Raw genomic sequence first — 16858 nt, 5'->3', positions numbered from 1 at the left:
CACGGAAGTTAAGCTCTTCAGCGCCGATGGTAGTTGGGGGATCTCCCCCTGTGAGAGTAGGACGTTGCCAGGCAAATTTATGGGAAACCAGTGCTTATTTGATTAGGCGCTGGTTTTTTGTGCTTTCTGATTCTGTTTTGAGTGAGTTGAGGCAGAACGATGACAGAATCCATGGAAAAGAGAAAGATTTGTCATCGTAGAGGAGGAACGGTGCCAACACGGGGAAATAAGAGAAAGATTTGTCATTGTATAACGAAAACCTCCTTTACCATCACCTGGCCGGTCATACTCATACCCGGCCCCCCATTTCATACCAACACCCATCTATACTCCGCAAGTAAAATCCCACCCATAACAACTCAATACCGCCCTCCCGTTCAATTAATCCCAAACGCCTCTACCAAATACTCATGAAGATAAAAAGGAATTTTTGCTGATGTTGTATCTAGAAACTGCTGGATCAAGGATAAATCACTGCTGGTAAATGTATGAAGCAATTCGCCCCACCACTCTGTTTCGTATCGGCATATCATGCTTAAATTGTATAAAATTAAATAATGGTTAAGTACTTCAGGAAAAATAGTGAGTTTTTCTTTTTTTCTAGGAATAAACAAGGCCTCCTCCTCAAGGTGAAATAATAATGGCGAACAGCTAAGAGGCCCTTTATTCTTGCTGCATGTAAAGAGAAGATGATCTCTTATTTGTGAGTCAAACTCATAACTAGTCTGTTTTTTAAAGTATTGTTTAAATCGATCTTGAGTCATTTTGTAATCATCTAGAATGGTAAGAGGAATTTTAATAACATCTTCTTTTATTTTTCCGACGGGTAGAAAGGGAGTTTTATTCTTGGTAATCTTTATGGTCCTTTCTAACTCTGGTATAGCAAACAACAACTCTTGCATGGAATATTTTGTTCCTTCCATTTGTTTCACATGGAACATTTTGTCGCTAAAGTGCGAGAAAAGTCCGTTTTTTTGGATTTTCACTTCATCTTGAATGAACTCGTAACTTTGTTTTTTTCGTTTCCTTGTTGAAACACCATGTGCCAAGACAGATGTGGATTCCGGATAAAGGGGATCAACGGTTAATAGACAAGCTTTTATCAATTGAACCATTCCATAAAATAAGAGGACTGGCTTTATGGAAGTGGGAGTATTGCTTGACTGCTGAAGGTATGTGAGACCATGCTCTACATAATAAATAAAGCTATAGGCGTTGTGATAGCTTTTTTGTTCGGAATGTTCAACCTGTTGATTTCCATAACAATTCTTTAATAATTTCTGTGCGGTTTCAACTGATTGAAATGGGGAGAATAAATGCAAGTATGGAGCTGTCAATAATTCCACGTCCTCATGAGAAATATTATAGTTAGAATAATTAGAAAAAATAAACTTATGTTACTATCCTTGACAGTATTTTGTCCAGTTGATACTCTACTATAAATATTATCGAGAATAAGAAGGGGGAAATTTTTGTCATGTGGGAAAATAAATTTGCTAAAGAAGGCTTAACATTTGATGATGTTCTTTTGGTTCCATCTAAGTCTGAGGTATTACCAAGGGATGTAGATTTAAAAGTGAAGTTAACTGAAACATTGCAATTAAACATTCCGATTATCAGTGCAGGGATGGATACAGTGACAGAAGCAGAGATGGCGATTGCGATGGCACGTCAAGGAGGCTTAGGTATTATTCACAAGAACATGTCCATTGAACAGCAGGCAGAACAAGTGGATAAGGTAAAGCGTTCTGAACGTGGCGTAATTACGGATCCATTCTTCTTAACCCCTGAGCATCAAGTATTTGATGCAGAGCATTTGATGGGGAAATACAGAATTTCTGGAGTTCCTATCGTCAATAACAACGAAGAACTAAAACTTGTTGGTATCCTGACAAACCGTGATCTTCGATTCATTCAGGATTTCTCTATTCCCATTTCAGATGTCATGACAAAAGAAAACCTCGTAACTGCTTCTGTCGGAACAACCTTGGAAGAAGCAGAGAGCATCTTGCAAAAGTATAAGATTGAAAAGCTTCCTCTTGTAGATGAAGCAGGAGTTTTAAAAGGACTTATTACCATTAAAGATATAGAGAAAGTGATTGAATTCCCTCACTCTGCTAAAGATAACCAAGGACGTTTGTTGGTTGGTGCAGCAGTCGGTGTAACGGGAGATACGATGCTCCGCGTTGAGAAATTGGTACAAAAAAGTGTGGATGCAATTGTAGTGGATACAGCTCATGGTCATTCTCAAGGTGTCTTGGATACAGTGAGAAAAATACGAGATAAATATCCGAACTTGAATATTATCGCTGGGAATGTTGCAACTGCAGAAGCTACACGGGATTTAGTAGAAGCTGGAGCAAATGTAGTGAAAGTCGGTATCGGGCCGGGCTCCATTTGTACGACTAGAGTAGTTGCGGGTGTAGGTGTGCCACAGATCACTGCTGTATATGATTGCGCAACAGAGGCACGCAAGCTCGGAGTTTCCGTCATTGCAGATGGTGGAATCAAGTATTCCGGAGACATTGTCAAAGCACTTGCTGCTGGTGGACATGCCGTTATGTTGGGTAGTATGTTAGGTGGTACATCAGAAAGCCCTGGGGACACAGAAATTTTCCAAGGCAGACGTTTTAAAGTGTACCGCGGCATGGGCTCTGTCGGTGCAATGGAAAAAGGAAGTAAAGATCGTTATTTCCAAGAAGATAATAAAAAGTTCGTTCCAGAAGGTATTGAAGGACGAATTCCTTATAAAGGACCTGTTGCAGACACTATTTACCAAATGGTTGGCGGTCTGCGGTCCGGCATGGGGTATTGTGGTACAAAAGACTTACAAGCATTAAGAGAAGATGCACAATTTGTGAAAATGACAGGTGCCGGGCTTCGTGAAAGCCATCCGCATGATGTACAGATAACGAAAGAATCCCCTAACTATTCCGTTTAAGGCAGGGGTATAGGAGTTTAGTCTTATATATAGACAGAGAAAGAAGTAGTCTTTCTCTGTCTATTTTTTTTGGACATAGTGTGATAAAATAACGACTATGTGAAAAAATTCTGGAGGTAAGACAAGGTGAAAAGAAGCTTTAAACAATTGTTCGTCGGTTTATTAGTACTTACGCTTATGGTTTCAATATTTCCTGGTAAATCTGCTCAAGCAGAAGAAAATGATTTCCTGAATATAAACGCGAAAGCAGCTATATTAATAGAATTTAGTACAGGGAAAATTATCTATCAAAAAAACGTAGATGAGGCACTTCCTGTTGCAAGTATGACAAAGATGATGACAGAATACTTACTTCTTGAAGCGATAGAAGAAGGTAAATTGGATTGGTCAAAAGAAGTGATTCTTAGTGACTATGCACAATCTGTATCTCAAAAGTATCCTGAGCTATCCAATGTCCCTATGAGAAAGCAAGAACCATATACGATTAAAGAACTTTATGAAGCAATGGCAATCTATTCTGCAAACGGAGCAACCATTGCACTGGCTGAGGCGATTGCAGGGTCAGAAACGAAATTTGTAGAAATGATGAATGCGAAAGCGGAAGAAATAGGATTAGAAAATTATAATTTTGTTAACTCTACAGGATTAAACAATGAAGATTTAGTAGTAGGTGGAGTTCCGATGTACCCTGAGGGAACTGCAGCAGATGCAGAAACAACTCTCTCAGCCAAGGATACTGCAAGACTAGCACACCGCCTACTTACTGATTATCCTGAGATCTTAGAAACAGCAAGCATTCCATTCAAAGTGTTCAGAGAAGGTACACCTGATGCGATTGATATGCCAAACTGGAATAAGATGTTGTTCACTGAAGAGTTAAAGGTACAATTTGAAGGTATTGACGGATTAAAAACAGGTTCCACAGATGCAGCCGGGTTTAACTTCACCGGTACTGCTGAAAGAGATGGAATGAGAGTAGTATCTGTTGTAATGAACACAACAAACGATGAAGGAGTCTCCACCGAGATTTCCCGTTTTATCGAAACGAAAAAATTAATGACGCATGCTTTCGGTAGTTATTCTGTACAAGAATTGTTTCCTGGGGAGTATCAAATTGAAGGCGAGTCCATCCTTCCTGTTACGAAAGGGAAAGAAGACAAAGTAGAAATTCATACAAAAGAACCATTCAAGACACTTGTTAAAGATGGCAACAAAGATAACTTTAAGCCTGAGTTTGAAATCAACGAAAAGATCCTTAACGAAGAAGGGCAATTAACAGCTCCGGTAAAAGAAGGGGATAGCGTTGGTGTGATGAAAGTGACACAAGAAGGCGGCCAAGATTATGGGTATCTTTTCGGTAACGGTCAAGAAGGTGCAACAGTAGAGTTGGTAACAAAAGAAGGCGTTGAAAAAGCGAACTGGTTTGTATTATCCATGCGTGCAGTTGGTGGATTTTTCTCCGATCTTTGGTCCACAGTAGCTGGAGCAGTTAAAGGATTATTTTAATTTAAAGGATTTATAATGCTTGAAGGCCCATCTTCACAGAGGATGGACTTTCAGGCATTTTCCTTATAGATGACCTATGGGTAATTTCGTTTATCAGGGAAATACTACATCTAGAAGAAATGTTACATCAAAAGCCGAATCTTTCTAAATAGTGGTAGGGTAATCTTTCGATATTTTATTAGGATTTTTCTAAAATTTAAGGTAAAATAAAGAACGTGTTAGTAAATTATATGGACTTGCTCCATTTTATGAAAAAATTATTTTATACATATAGGGGGACTTATCGATGACACATCAAACAGGTACAGATCGTGTAAAACGTGGAATGGCAGAAATGCAAAAAGGCGGCGTTATCATGGACGTTGTCAATGCTGAACAGGCGAAAATTGCAGAAGAAGCTGGTGCAGTTGCTGTAATGGCATTAGAGCGTGTTCCTGCTGATATCCGTGCAGCTGGTGGAGTTGCCCGCATGGCAGATCCAACGATTGTCGAAGAAGTAATGAAAGCTGTATCTATTCCGGTAATGGCGAAAGCTCGTATTGGCCATATCGTAGAAGCTCGCGTATTGGAAGCAATGGGTGTGGATTACATCGATGAGAGTGAAGTATTGACTCCAGCGGATGAGGAATATCACTTGGACAAGCGTCAATACAAAGTGCCATTCGTATGTGGTTGCCGTGATCTTGGAGAAGCTGCACGCCGTATTGGTGAAGGTGCATCTATGCTTCGTACAAAAGGTGAGCCAGGAACAGGAAACATCGTGGAAGCGGTTCGTCATATCCGCAAAGTGAACGCACAAGTTCGCAAAGTGGTAGGAATGAACGAAGACGAATTGATGACAGAAGCAAAGCTACTAGGAGCTCCTTTTGAATTGCTACTTGAAATCAAACGTACTGGTAAACTTCCAGTAGTAAACTTCGCGGCAGGCGGAATTGCAACTCCAGCTGATGCAGCGTTGATGATGCAATTGGGTTCTGACGGAGTATTTGTTGGATCTGGTATCTTCAAATCCGAAAACCCTGCGAAATTTGCTCGTGCGATTGTGGAAGCAACTACTCATTACGAAGATTATGAACTAATTGCAAGCCTGTCCAAAGGATTGGGTACAGCGATGAAAGGCATCGAAATTTCTACACTATTACCTGAAAATCGCATGCAAGAGCGTGGCTGGTAAGTAAAGGAGTTTTAACGTATGGTGAAAGTTGGGGTCTTAGGACTTCAAGGTGCGGTTCGGGAGCATGTTAGGTCCATCGAGGCATCTGGAGCAGAAGCGGTTGTAGTAAAAAAAGCAGAACAGCTTTCTGAAATAGACGGTCTGATCATACCGGGAGGCGAAAGCACGACGATGCGCCGACTGATTGACAAGTATTCATTCATGGAGCCTCTGCGCGAATTCGGTGCAAGCGGCAAACCTGTTTTTGGTACATGTGCCGGTCTGATTTTGATTGCAAATGAAATTGTTGGCTATGATGAGCCGCACTTGGCATTTATGGATGCGAAGGTGGAGCGTAACTCATTCGGTCGTCAGGTCGACAGCTTTGAAGCAGAACTGGATATTGCAGGGATAGCTGAAGATTTCGTCGGCGTCTTCATCCGTGCTCCGCATATTGTGGAAGTAGGAGAAGATGTGGAGGTTCTTTGTAAGCATAACGGCCGTATCGTAGCTGCTCGTCAAGGTCAGTTCTTAGGTTGTTCGTTCCATCCAGAGTTGACGGATGACCACCGTATTACACAGTATTTCGTCAATATGGTGAAAGAGTCCAAATAAATCTGGGTATAAAACTATTGCAAGTATGAGAAACTTGTAGTAGATTATCTAATAAGAAAATATTGTTAAAGCGTTGATAGGAAAAAGTAGCAGGTTGCACATACTCTAAGAGAGTCGGTGGTTGGTGAGAACCGATGTATGACAATTGCGAATCCATCCTTGAGCATTTGGCCGAATTGTCATGAGTGGCATAGTAAGTCAATTCGGTAAGATTATTACCGTTATCGAATGAAGTGGGAAAAGGCGTGATGTCTTTTTCAACAAGGGTGGCAACACGGGAATGTAACTCTCGTCCCTATTTAGGGGACGGGGGTTTTTTGTGTTCACGGGATTTCTGTTGAACTACCTGTTTGTTATTTTGGAAGTAAATAAAGGAGGAATTAAAACATGTTGGATTTGAAGTTATTGCGTGCGAATTTTGAGGAGATAAAGGGTAAGCTTCAGCATAGAGGGGAAGATTTATCTGATCTTGATCGCTTTGAAGAGCTGGATGCGAAAAGAAGAGATCTTCTTGTTCAGACAGAGCAATTGAAAAGCAAGCGTAATGAGGTTTCTCAGCAGATTGCTACGATGAAACGTGAAAAGCAGGATGCAGATCACCTAATCAAGGAAATGCGTGAAGTAGGGGACAAAGTTAAGGAATTGGACGAGGAGTTGAGAGGTGTAGAAGAGGCGCTTGAGCTACTACTTTTATCTATCCCTAACATTCCTCATGAAAGTGTTCCTGTTGGTGAAACAGAAGATGACAATGTAGAAGTTCGTAAATGGGGCGAGGTTCCAAACTTTGACTTTGAAGCGAAAGCGCATTGGGATATCGCGGATGACCTTGGCGTCTTAGACTTTGAACGAGCGGGTAAGGTAACTGGCAGCCGTTTTGTGTTCTATCGTGGCTTAGGTGCTAGACTTGAGAGAGCATTATTCAACTTCATGTTAGATTTACATGTAGATGAACATGGGTATACAGAAGTGTTACCGCCATACTTGGTAAACCGTGCGAGCATGACTGGTACAGGGCAGCTTCCTAAATTTGAAGAAGATGCTTTCTTGATTGAAAAAGAAGATTATTTCTTGGTTCCAACAGCAGAGGTTCCAATTACGAATATGCACCGTGATGAGATTTTAAGTGGCGATCAACTGCCAATAAATTATGCGGCATTCAGTGCTTGCTTCCGCTCTGAAGCTGGATCTGCAGGCCGTGATACTCGCGGATTGATTCGTCAGCATCAGTTCAATAAAGTAGAGCTTGTGAAGTTTGTTAAGCCGGAAGAATCTTATGAAGAGCTGGAGAAGTTGACTGGCAATGCGGAAAAAGTGTTGCAACTTCTTGGACTTCCATACCGTGTGTTGAGCATGTGTACGGCAGATCTTGGCTTTACAGCAGCCAAGAAATATGACATTGAAGTATGGATCCCGAGTCAGGAAACATACCGTGAGATTTCTTCTTGCAGTAATTTCGAGAGCTTCCAGGCACGCCGTGCAGGCATCCGTTTCCGTCGCGATCCAAAAGCTAAGCCAGAGCATGTACATACGCTGAATGGATCTGGACTTGCTGTTGGACGTACGGTGGCTGCGATCATGGAAAATTACCAACAAGAGGACGGTTCTGTCATCATTCCTGAAGTATTGCGTCCATATATGGGTGGAAAAGAAATTTTGACTAAATAGTGAACATTAGAAGGATAGAGTGAAAAATCTCTATCCTTCTCTTGTATCGTGTTGACATCCTTTTCTAAAATATGATATATTACTTTTTGTCGATACGGAGGAATACCCAAGTCCGGCTGAAGGGATCGGTCTTGAAAACCGACAGGGGTGTCAAAGCCCGCGGGGGTTCGAATCCCTCTTCCTCCGCCATTGATTTTTAAATTAAGTTTTTACCAATAGCGCATAAACTGGAGTATGTTCGTTACATTATGGAGAAGTAACGACTTTTTTATTGCCTTAGATGAAGCGACGTCATCTATTCGGCAATCTGTAAGCTGCCCATTTAGGGTAGCTTATTTTTTTTGATAAAAATTATAAACGGTTGATTTCCGTTGCAGGTGCTTCGATTTCCTGCGGGCGGTCCGGGAGCCTCCTCGGCACGCCTGTGGGGTCTCCCCTGTCCCTTCCTCCCGCTGGAGTCTGCGCACCTTCCACTTCAATCAACAGGTTTTCTCATAAAACTAGGGTTTACAAAAAAAGACCGGGGCAATGGCCGCGGTCTTTTGTATGATTATATTATTTTTTCAATAATTGTGATTGTTTCATATGATGGGAAATTTTTTCGATAATCGGTTCGATGGAATCTTCATTGCTAAGAACATCATACTCGTTGATGTTTAGGCGAAGTACCGGGCAAGCGTGGAAGTTGTTGATCCATCGCTCGTAGCGCTCATGCATTTCCTCCCAGTAGGAAATCGGCGTTTGTTGTTCCATCGGGCGTCCGCGTTCTTGGATACGGCCGAGGATATCATCCAAGCTTCCTTCTAGGTAAATCAATAGATCTGGATGAGGAAAGTAAGGTGTCATCACCATTGCTTCAAACAGGCTTGTGTAGGTGTCATAGTCGACCTGTGTCATCGTTCCTTTTTCATAATGCATGTTGGCAAAGATGCCAGTGTCTTCATAAATGGAGCGATCTTGAATAAAGCCGCCGCCATATTCAAAGATTTTTTTCTGGTCTTTAAATCGTTCTGCCAGAAAGTAAATTTGTAAATGAAAGCTCCAACGTTCAAAATCAGCGTAAAATTTATCCAGGTATGGATTGGTGTCTACTTTTTCAAAAGATGTACGAAAACCAAGGGCGTTTGCCAAAGCATTCGTCATCGTAGATTTCCCGACTCCCACTGTTCCGGCAATCGTAATGACCGCGTTAGAAGGGATGCCGTATTTTTGGCGTAAATTCATTATACGTTAACTCCTTTATTCAAGGTATCTTTCAACTGCTGGAAGATACGCTGTAGGTCTTCATCTCGTTGTACAAAGTCAACCTCATCTCCGTTAAAGCGCAGGATCGGCAGGGAAGGGTATAGTTCTTCGAGGCGGTCCATTTCTTCATCGTAATCAAGACTTAGTTGTTGAAGATATAGTGGATCAATCTTCTTTTCGATATCACGGCCACGCTTTTCAATTCTTGTTAGTAGCGTGTCCAGACTTGCATTTAAATAAATGATGACATTTGGTTTTGGCATGTCTTCCGTTAAAATATCGTATATTTTAAGGTATTTATCGTACTGCTTGTCCTTTAGTGTACGTTTAGCGAAAATAAGGTTTTTCAGGATATGATAATCAGCTACTACCGGTTTGTGTTGCTTTAGGTGATGCTGATCGATGTCTTCTAGTTGTTTGTATCTATTACATAGGAAAAACATTTCCGTTTGAAAACTCCACTCGTCGATGTTTTCGTAAAATTTACCGAGGAAAGGATTTTCGTCTACTATTTCTTTTAATAATTGATATTGGAACTCTTCTGCAATTTTTTTTGCAAGTGAGGTCTTTCCAACACCAATGGGTCCTTCAACTGTTATAAATGGTGTTGCTTGCACCAGGATGCCCCCTTTGTAAGCATGTGACTACATCAATAATTTGACAGACAATAACCATTTTATCATAGATATGGGGGTTGTGGAGGAAGAATTTGAAGGAGGTCGAGAGTGGATGTAACAGTCGATACTCGTTCCAGGCGCTTCACTTGCCTGCGGGCGGTCCGGGAGCTTCCTCGGCTTCGCCTGTGGGGTCTCCCCTGTCCCTTCCTCCCGCCTTCCACTACGATCAACTAAGTTATTGCTCATAGATTAAAGGACCGGGTTGCCCCAGTCCTCAGTAGTAGTAATAGAAACGCTCGGTTGGGTTTTTTACGACGTTGAAGTTATCGGTGATCAGCAGCCAGTTTTGCGGGAATGGCAGGCCTAGCTTCCAGTAGCTGATCCCTCTTAAATTAAGTTCTTTTATGAGGTCAAATTTTGCCTGTATGGATCGTGCGTCTTCAAACCAGACTTCGTGCTCCTTGCCCTCTTTTGTATAGTTGAAATGGGGAGCTTGTGCCTCTTCATCGTAAAGAATAGCAACATTATTGTTGGCTGCAAGTTCTATGGCTGCCTGCGGGCTAATCGCTTTAGCGAATTCTCCGCCTTGGACAAATGGAAGTGTCCAGTCATAGCCGTATAGATTTTGCCCCATCATAATTTTTTCACTGGGCATTTCTGTGATGGCATATTCTAATACTTCTCGAACAGGTCCTATCGGAGAGACTGCCATTGGTGGACCTCCGCTATATCCCCACTCATATGTCATGATTACAACAAAATCGACAATTTCCCCGTGTGCTTTGTAGTCATGGGCCTCATACCACTTTCCTTTTTGATCGGCTTTTGTTTTTGGTGCGAGGGCAGTGGAAATGAGCCATCCTTCTTTTTTAAAACGATCCCGTGCTTTTCGTAAGAAAGTATTGTATGCTTCCTTGTCTGCCGGACGTAAATATTCAAAGTCAAAATGAATGTCTTTAAAGTTATATTTTTTGGCAGTAGCTACGACATTATCCAGGAATTTATTCTGGACCTGCATGTCTGTCAGGATGATGCGGCCAAGTTCGTCACTGAACCCATCATCTTCTAAATTGGTAAGCACCATCATCAAGATGACATTGTCTTCTGCAGCAATGGCAGGCAGATTGGTAAGCGGTGGTTCCTTTAGGGATCCGTCCCTCAGCACCTGAAAACTGAACGGTGCAAGATACGTTAAATAGGGAGCGGCATTGCGCGAGCTCTGTTGTAATTCTTGAGATACCGTGTTACCGCGGGGCTCCACATATGCATTGATCTCCGCTTCTCTTTTTGGTTGTGGAGGAATATAAAGACGCAGCCCTACGCGTAAAGGGTTGGCAGGGTTTAATTGGTTTATTTCAATTAACTGTTCAGGCGTGGTGTTGTACCTTCTTGCTATGGAAAAAATGGTATCCCCTTGCTGGACAAAATAAAAACGCCCCACAATGGGGATTACCAGTGCCTGGCCGACAACGAGCCTATCGGGATTGGGAAGATCATTTGCTTCTATAATATCCTGCGGGGTAGTGGCGTATGCCTGTGCAATCCCGCTGAGCGTCTGTCCTTGGCTTACTACATGTATTTGCATGGTTCGTCCCTCCTATTCAATATCCTTTACCAATGTATGAACAGGTCGAGAGATTCATGCAAGCAACCTTACTGTTGGTTTAGAAACTTCGCTGTTGGACTGACATCCGCCTTTAGCACGTTTTCCATCATTCGTAATGCATACGTATGGTCGTGGTCATCTGCAGAAGCTATAGCATCACTTGGTACTACTAATTTAAACTCCCTCATATAGGCGTCATTTGCTGTGAAAAGAACACAAATGTTTCCTGCAAGTCCTGTAAGAATAAGCTTTTTAACGTGAAGTTGAGAAAGTAGGGTGTGCAGTGCCGTCCCAAAGAAGGCGGAATGCTTCGGCTTAATCAGAAAAAAGTCATCATCACTTGGATATAATGCTTTCATGATTGGTTCGCTCCACTTGTTCTTGCATTTATCCATGATTTTATCGTAATCCGCCTGCCATAAGTTATAATGGTCATTAATATAGATAACAGGAAGTCCCTCCTTGTTCATGACTTCCTTAATTGCTTGGATATTTGGGACAATCTTGGTTGTTTTTTCTGCCAGGATGCTTCCGTGTGTAAATTTAAAATCGTTAATAATATCAATAATTAAAAGGGCGGTTTGTTTCATGATGTAAAATCACCTCGTAGAGATTAGTCTATGGAAAAGAGGTGGAGAATATAAATATGCGAGTAAAAGAAGGGACAGGTCCAAAATGCAAGATGAACATTTTATGAAGTTGGCAATAGAAGAGGCGAAAAAAGCGGAGGCGCTTAAGGAAGTACCGATTGGAGCCGTACTTGTGCATGATGGAAAAGTCATCGCAAACGGGTATAATCTCAGGGAAACCACTCAAAGGTCGATTACACATGCGGAAATTATGGTGATTGATCAAGCGTGTGAAGCCCTGCAAACATGGCGCTTAGAGGAAGCGATCCTTTACGTAACGTTGGAACCATGTCCCATGTGTGCCGGGGCCATCATCCAATCAAGGATCAAAAAAGTGGTATACGGTGCCAAGGATCCAAAAGCGGGTTGTGCGGGTACGCTGATGAATATTTTGCAAGATGCACGTTTTAATCACCAGACAGAAGTGGTACATGGTATAATGGAAGAAGAATGCGGGGAACTGCTATCCTCCTTTTTCAGGAAGCTTCGGCAGCAGAAAAAAGAGAAGAAGCAACAACTCCGTGAATCCAGCTCCTAATAATTTACAGGAGCAGACAGTTGCATTTTTCTCACATACCCGTTATACTAAATTATGCGTCGAGGTAATGACGCAACCAACTTATGGTTTTAATTTTGTCGTGCTAAGCGGGGAGGTAGCGGTGCCCTGAACTCGCAATCCGCTCTAGCGAGGCTGAATCCCTTCTCGAGGTTAGTAGACTGTAGGGTCTGCCTCAAGTAAGTGGTGTTGACACCTGGGTCCTGCGCAATGGGAACCCGTGAACCATGTCAGGTCCGGAAGGAAGCAGCATTAAGCGGACTCTCTCATGTGCCGCAGGGTTGCCTGGGTCGAGCTAACTGCTTGAGTAACGCTTATGGTGACTAATCGACAGAAGGTGCACGGCAGTTTAATAATACAAACCAAACTCACTCCATTTAATGGGGTGAGTTTTTTCATATTTAAAATGTTAAGCAGACTAGTGGATTGGAGCGGAAGGCAATCGACTCCGGCGGGAGGTAGCGCTAGGTGGAGACCCTGCAGGCGAAGCCGAGGAGGCTCCAGCAGCGCCCTGCGGAAAGCGAGTGTCTGCAGCGGAATGGAACGGTCAATATAGAAGTAATTAATAACGACAGACATGGAACAAACATTTTATTTTCCACAAGCCATACGGTATAATGAAAGAGGATAAAAAAGAAGGAGGGCATATTGGTGGCATATCAAGCTTTATATCGTGTTTTTCGACCACAAACCTTTTCAGATGTCGTGGGACAAGAACATATAACCAAAACCTTACAAAACGCCCTGCTTCAACAGAAGTTTTCTCACGCCTACTTGTTCTCCGGTCCAAGAGGAACAGGAAAAACAAGTGCGGCAAAAATATTAGCAAAAGCAGTAAACTGTGAATATGCACCAGTTGCGGAACCATGCAACGAATGTTCCGCCTGTAAAGGAATCACAGACGGCTCCATTTCAGATGTCATGGAAATCGATGCAGCTTCCAATAACGGGGTAGACGAAATTCGGGATATCCGTGACAAAGTCAAATATGCTCCAAGTTCTGTAAAATATAAAGTTTACATTATAGATGAAGTACATATGCTTTCCATCGGTGCGTTCAATGCGTTACTTAAAACGTTAGAAGAACCTCCAAAGCACGTTATCTTTATATTGGCCACAACCGAGCCCCATAAGATTCCGCTTACTATCATCTCGCGTTGTCAGCGCTTTGATTTTAAAAGGATTACGGGAGAGTCGATTGTTGGAAGGCTGTCTACTGTTTTACAAGCACAAGAAATAGAAGCAGAGCCTCAAGCACTGGCTATTATTGCCCGAGCGGCAGAAGGCGGGATGCGTGATGCCCTCAGTTTGATGGATCAGGCAATCTCCTTCAGCAACGGTGTGTTAACGGTCCAGGATGCACTTGCCATAACAGGATCTGTCTCGCAAAGCTTCATGACAGATATCGTAAACGGTCTGTATCACAAAAATGTGGCAGAAGCCTTGGATTCTTTGAACCAGGTTTTCCAATCAGGTAAAGATCCTGCAAGATTTTTAGAAGATCTTATTTTCTACTACCGGGACATGCTTTTATATAAAACAGCGCCAAACTTGGAACAGATTCTCGACAGGGTACAGGTAGATCAAGCATTTCAACGATTTGCAGAGGAAATCCCTGCAGAAACAATCTATGAAACGATTGATATCTTAAATAAAAGCCAACAGGAAATGAAGTGGACCAACCATCCGCGTATTTACCTGGAAGTCGCGATTGTGAAGCTTTGCCAGCTTGAATCCCATGCTAAGGAATCGGCAAATCAAGATCAGGTAAATCTTTTGCAAAAAAAGATTGCCATGCTTGAAAGCAAAGTAAAAGAGCTTGCGGCAGGAAATGCAGGAGGAGCGGCAAAAACGAGTGCACCAAGCAAAGCACCTGCAAGAAGTGGCGGCGGCGCCAGAAATGGATTCAAGCCGGCAACAGGTCGCATTCAGGAAGTGCTAAAGCAGGCAACAAGAGGAGACTTGGAGAGCATTAAAGGCAGCTGGGCACAATTGCTGGAGGCACTCCGCAAGCAAAATAAAGTTTCCCATGCTGCATTATTGACAGACAGTGAACCTGTAGCTGCAGCAAGCAGTGCTTTTGTGTTAAAGTTTAAATATGAGATACATTGCAAGATGGCGTCAGATGAACCGGTTAAGCAAAACCTAGAACAAATCATCCTGGACCTTACCGGAAACTCATATGACATGCTGGCTGTTCCTGAAGAAGAATGGCTGAAGATCAGAGAAGGCTTTATTCGCGGACAAAAAAATGATGAAGAGGGCAGTGAAACGCAAGATGACCCGTTCATTGAAGAAGCGAAGAAACTTGTCGGTCCAGATCTTGTAGAAATTAAAGAGTAATAACCAATAAATGAAAACATATTAGGAGGAATTTATTATGATGCGTGGCGGCGGAATGGGTAACATGCAAAAAATGATGAAACAAATGCAAAAGATGCAAAAGGATATGGCGAAAGCACAGGAAGAGCTAGCTGAAAAGACAATGGAAGGTACAGCTGGTGGCGGAATGGTCACAGTTGTAGTGAACGGTCAAAAAGAAATCATCGAAGTAAATATTAAGGAAGAAGTAGTAGACCCGGAAGATATCGAAATGTTACAAGACTTAGTTCTTGCTGCAACAAACGATGCCCTTAAGAAAATGGAAGAGCTGACAAACGATACAATGGGCCAGTTCACTAAAGGGTTAAACATGCCAGGACTATTCTAGGAGGGCCTTTATGCATTATCCTGAGCCTATATCAAAGCTGATCGACAGCTTTATGAAATTGCCAGGTATCGGCCCGAAAACGGCCGCTCGTCTGGCTTTTTTCGTACTTAACATGAAAGAAGATACCGTATTGGACTTTGCAAAAGCATTAGTGAATGCAAAGAGAAACCTTTCCTATTGTTCTGTATGCGGACATATCACTGATAGGGATCCTTGCTACATCTGTGAGGATAACAGAAGAGATAGAACCATCATCTGTGTGGTACAGGAAACGAAAGATGTTATCGCGATGGAAAAGATGCGGGACTATAACGGTCTCTATCATGTCCTTCACGGAGCAATATCTCCAATGGATGGAATCGGTCCGGAAGATATCAAAATACCGGAACTTATTAAACGATTGCAAGATGATGAAGTGCAAGAACTCATCCTTGCAACCAACCCCAATATTGAAGGCGAAGCAACAGCGATGTATATTTCTAGACTATTAAAGCCATCCGGAATAAAAATGACCCGTATTGCTCATGGACTTCCTGTTGGAGGAGATTTAGAATATGCAGATGAAGTAACATTATCCAAAGCCCTTGAAGGAAGAAGGGAAATATAAGGTAGATGTAAGAAACGATTCATGATCTCAGACAAAGGGGTTATCATAACCTATGTTTTTTCGAAAAAAAGACCGCTTAAAAAAACAATATGATGCCAAGTTGATGGAAACAACAGAAGACTGTAAGAATCGGTGGTCCAAACAAAAGAGTTTGGTTGATAAAAGCGTCGATCCTTCTGAAGAAGTCATCTGCCAATTGAAAATTGCAGAGGCGAAATATCTCTTTCTATTAAGGGAAGTTCGAAATCGTATGGTAAAGAAGTAGCTGGGGAGATCCTTAGCTGCTTTTTTGTTTCTTCTCTTATTCAAGTAGGTAGTTCTTAACTCGATCTGTCATTCATATAGTTTAGTACAAGCTGGCAAAGGAAGTGGATAATATGGAACCGTTACTTGTAATAGGGTTGATATGCGGACTGATCCTGCTGGTACTAATAGTGGGGACGCCTATCAAACCGTTGCGCTTTGCAGGACAGGCGCTAGTAAAAGTAATGATTGGTGCACTCTTTTTATTCTTTTTAAATGCATTCGGAAATTCTATGGGCATTTACGTGCCAATCAATCCTGCTACCGCCGCAGTATCAGGTCTGCTAGGAATACCAGGTGTCATCTCATTGGTAATCATTCAAATGTATATATTATAAGAAGAAGAGACTGCCTGTTTTCTAGTGGAGGGTTAAGTCTAATAAACTGTTAATACTGCCTCCTATAAAAAAAGGGAGGTTTTTTTTATTTTTCCGTTGACTTATCTTTATTAAAAATGGTATATTATATTTCGTTGTCACAAACGACCGCATACATAAACGAAAAATAATTTTTAAAAAGTTGTTGACTTCATTCGTGAGTGTGTGGTAAGATAATAAAGTCGCTTCGAGAGAAGCACAAAAAGAGTTCTTTGAAAACTAAACAAAACAACAGCGTCATAACGTCGGTTCTACGGAACACGACAAAATGATTTTAAGTAACACAAGCTAGCAAATTTTGAGCAAAAGCTCAGACTCTTTATTGGAG

At 42.0% G+C, this 16858-nt stretch carries 16 protein-coding genes, 1 tRNA gene, 1 rRNA gene, 1 other RNA gene and 1 other annotated feature; of the genes, 14 read left to right on the top strand and 5 right to left on the bottom strand.

The window, feature by feature from the left end:
- Positions 1 to 73: ribosomal RNA gene (gene rrf / locus LC091_RS20595) — 5S ribosomal RNA — on the top strand; the annotation flags it as partial.
- A gap of 304 nt (positions 74 to 377) precedes the next feature.
- On the opposite strand, the gene LC091_RS20260 is transcribed toward rrf, so the two are convergent.
- On the bottom strand, positions 378 to 1337 hold the full coding sequence (locus LC091_RS20260; RefSeq protein ID WP_226683820.1) for a YaaC family protein: 960 nt from the start codon (positions 1335 to 1337) through the stop codon (positions 378 to 380).
- A gap of 140 nt (positions 1338 to 1477) precedes the next feature.
- Between LC091_RS20260 and guaB the strand changes: the two genes are divergently transcribed.
- The 6 genes from guaB (at position 1478) to LC091_RS20230 (ending at position 8069) form a co-directional block, all read left to right on the top strand.
- Positions 1478 to 2941 (top strand): IMP dehydrogenase, encoded by a 1464-nt coding sequence (guaB, locus tag LC091_RS20255; RefSeq protein ID WP_226683817.1) that lies wholly within the window; start codon positions 1478 to 1480, stop codon positions 2939 to 2941.
- A 126-nt stretch (positions 2942 to 3067) separates the two neighbouring features.
- A complete protein-coding gene (locus tag LC091_RS20250) occupies positions 3068 to 4447 on the top strand; it encodes a D-alanyl-D-alanine carboxypeptidase family protein (protein ID WP_319003692.1) in 1380 nt (459 codons plus the stop codon).
- 286 nt (positions 4448 to 4733) lie between these two features.
- Complete coding sequence (gene pdxS / locus LC091_RS20245) at positions 4734 to 5621, top strand: pyridoxal 5'-phosphate synthase lyase subunit PdxS (protein ID WP_148990338.1); 888 nt, start codon at positions 4734 to 4736, stop codon at positions 5619 to 5621.
- Positions 5622 to 5639: 18 nt separating this feature from the next.
- Positions 5640 to 6215 (top strand): pyridoxal 5'-phosphate synthase glutaminase subunit PdxT, encoded by a 576-nt coding sequence (pdxT, locus tag LC091_RS20240; protein ID WP_226683816.1) that lies wholly within the window; start codon positions 5640 to 5642, stop codon positions 6213 to 6215.
- Between the two features lie 64 nt (positions 6216 to 6279).
- Positions 6280 to 6515 (top strand) — a binding site (T-box leader).
- An 87-nt stretch (positions 6516 to 6602) separates the two neighbouring features.
- Positions 6603 to 7880, top strand: coding sequence for a serine--tRNA ligase (serS, locus tag LC091_RS20235; RefSeq protein ID WP_226683815.1), 1278 nt, complete (start codon positions 6603 to 6605; stop codon positions 7878 to 7880).
- A gap of 96 nt (positions 7881 to 7976) precedes the next feature.
- A tRNA-Ser gene (locus LC091_RS20230) sits at positions 7977 to 8069 on the top strand.
- A 366-nt stretch (positions 8070 to 8435) separates the two neighbouring features.
- Here LC091_RS20230 and LC091_RS20225 read toward each other — a convergent pair.
- The 4 genes from LC091_RS20225 to LC091_RS20210 all read right to left on the bottom strand — a co-directional run bounded on the left by LC091_RS20225 (position 8436) and on the right by LC091_RS20210 (position 11938).
- Entirely contained in the window at positions 8436 to 9104 is a 669-nt protein-coding gene (locus tag LC091_RS20225) for a deoxynucleoside kinase (RefSeq protein ID WP_226683814.1), read from the bottom strand.
- A complete protein-coding gene (locus LC091_RS20220) occupies positions 9104 to 9742 on the bottom strand; it encodes a deoxynucleoside kinase (RefSeq protein ID WP_226683813.1) in 639 nt (212 codons plus the stop codon). The genes LC091_RS20225 and LC091_RS20220 overlap by 1 nt, the downstream gene beginning before the upstream one ends.
- Before the next feature lie 274 nt (positions 9743 to 10016).
- A complete protein-coding gene (locus LC091_RS20215; RefSeq protein ID WP_226683812.1) occupies positions 10017 to 11327 on the bottom strand; it encodes a glycosyl hydrolase family 18 protein in 1311 nt (436 codons plus the stop codon).
- Positions 11328 to 11395: 68 nt separating this feature from the next.
- Entirely contained in the window at positions 11396 to 11938 is a 543-nt protein-coding gene (locus LC091_RS20210; RefSeq protein WP_226683811.1) for a cysteine hydrolase family protein, read from the bottom strand.
- Between the two features lie 85 nt (positions 11939 to 12023).
- On the opposite strand from LC091_RS20210, the gene tadA reads away from it, so the two are divergent.
- From tadA to LC091_RS20175, 7 genes are all read left to right on the top strand, one after another.
- Positions 12024 to 12515, top strand: coding sequence for a tRNA adenosine(34) deaminase TadA (gene tadA / locus LC091_RS20205; RefSeq protein WP_226683810.1), 492 nt, complete (start codon positions 12024 to 12026; stop codon positions 12513 to 12515).
- A gap of 98 nt (positions 12516 to 12613) precedes the next feature.
- Positions 12614 to 12878, top strand: an RNA gene (gene ffs / locus LC091_RS20200) — signal recognition particle sRNA large type.
- Positions 12879 to 13184: 306 nt separating this feature from the next.
- Positions 13185 to 14876 carry a DNA polymerase III subunit gamma/tau gene (dnaX, locus tag LC091_RS20195; protein WP_226683809.1) on the top strand — a complete coding sequence of 564 codons (1692 nt, stop codon included), beginning with the start codon at positions 13185 to 13187 and terminating at the stop codon, positions 14874 to 14876.
- 40 nt (positions 14877 to 14916) lie between these two features.
- Positions 14917 to 15243 carry a YbaB/EbfC family nucleoid-associated protein gene (locus LC091_RS20190; RefSeq protein ID WP_087942025.1) on the top strand — a complete coding sequence of 109 codons (327 nt, stop codon included), beginning with the start codon at positions 14917 to 14919 and terminating at the stop codon, positions 15241 to 15243.
- A gap of 10 nt (positions 15244 to 15253) precedes the next feature.
- On the top strand, positions 15254 to 15850 hold the full coding sequence (recR, locus tag LC091_RS20185) for a recombination mediator RecR (RefSeq protein WP_010191339.1): 597 nt from the start codon (positions 15254 to 15256) through the stop codon (positions 15848 to 15850).
- Between the two features lie 52 nt (positions 15851 to 15902).
- Positions 15903 to 16115, top strand: coding sequence for a YaaL family protein (locus tag LC091_RS20180; RefSeq protein ID WP_226683808.1), 213 nt, complete (start codon positions 15903 to 15905; stop codon positions 16113 to 16115).
- Between the two features lie 112 nt (positions 16116 to 16227).
- Positions 16228 to 16491, top strand: a complete 264-nt coding sequence (locus LC091_RS20175) for a pro-sigmaK processing inhibitor BofA family protein (protein ID WP_226683807.1) — start codon at positions 16228 to 16230, stop codon at positions 16489 to 16491.
- Positions 16492 to 16858: the final 367 nt, after the last annotated feature.

The sequence above is a fragment of the Sutcliffiella horikoshii genome (assembly GCF_020524325.1).
GTDB lineage: Bacteria > Bacillota > Bacilli > Bacillales > Bacillaceae_I > Sutcliffiella_A > Sutcliffiella_A horikoshii_D.
This window is presented reverse-complemented; position numbering and strand designations above follow the sequence as displayed.

Bases quoted from the DNA above. Each gene is read 5' to 3' on its own strand.
- guaB (WP_226683817.1), top strand. From the start codon at position 1,478: ATGTGGGAAAATAAATTTGCTAAAGAAGGCTTAACATTTGATGATGTT.
- pdxS (WP_148990338.1), top strand. From the start codon at position 4,734: ATGACACATCAAACAGGTACAGATCGTGTAAAACGTGGAATGGCAGAA.
- pdxT (WP_226683816.1), top strand. From the start codon at position 5,640: ATGGTGAAAGTTGGGGTCTTAGGACTTCAAGGTGCGGTTCGGGAGCAT.
- serS (WP_226683815.1), top strand. From the start codon at position 6,603: ATGTTGGATTTGAAGTTATTGCGTGCGAATTTTGAGGAGATAAAGGGT.
- LC091_RS20225 (WP_226683814.1), bottom strand. From the start codon at position 9,104: ATGAATTTACGCCAAAAATACGGCATCCCTTCTAACGCGGTCATTACG.
- LC091_RS20215 (WP_226683812.1), bottom strand. From the start codon at position 11,327: ATGCAAATACATGTAGTAAGCCAAGGACAGACGCTCAGCGGGATTGCA.
- LC091_RS20210 (WP_226683811.1), bottom strand. From the start codon at position 11,938: ATGAAACAAACCGCCCTTTTAATTATTGATATTATTAACGATTTTAAA.
- tadA (WP_226683810.1), top strand. From the start codon at position 12,024: ATGCAAGATGAACATTTTATGAAGTTGGCAATAGAAGAGGCGAAAAAA.
- LC091_RS20190 (WP_087942025.1), top strand. From the start codon at position 14,917: ATGCGTGGCGGCGGAATGGGTAACATGCAAAAAATGATGAAACAAATG.
- recR (WP_010191339.1), top strand. From the start codon at position 15,254: ATGCATTATCCTGAGCCTATATCAAAGCTGATCGACAGCTTTATGAAA.
- LC091_RS20180 (WP_226683808.1), top strand. From the start codon at position 15,903: ATGTTTTTTCGAAAAAAAGACCGCTTAAAAAAACAATATGATGCCAAG.
- LC091_RS20175 (WP_226683807.1), top strand. From the start codon at position 16,228: ATGGAACCGTTACTTGTAATAGGGTTGATATGCGGACTGATCCTGCTG.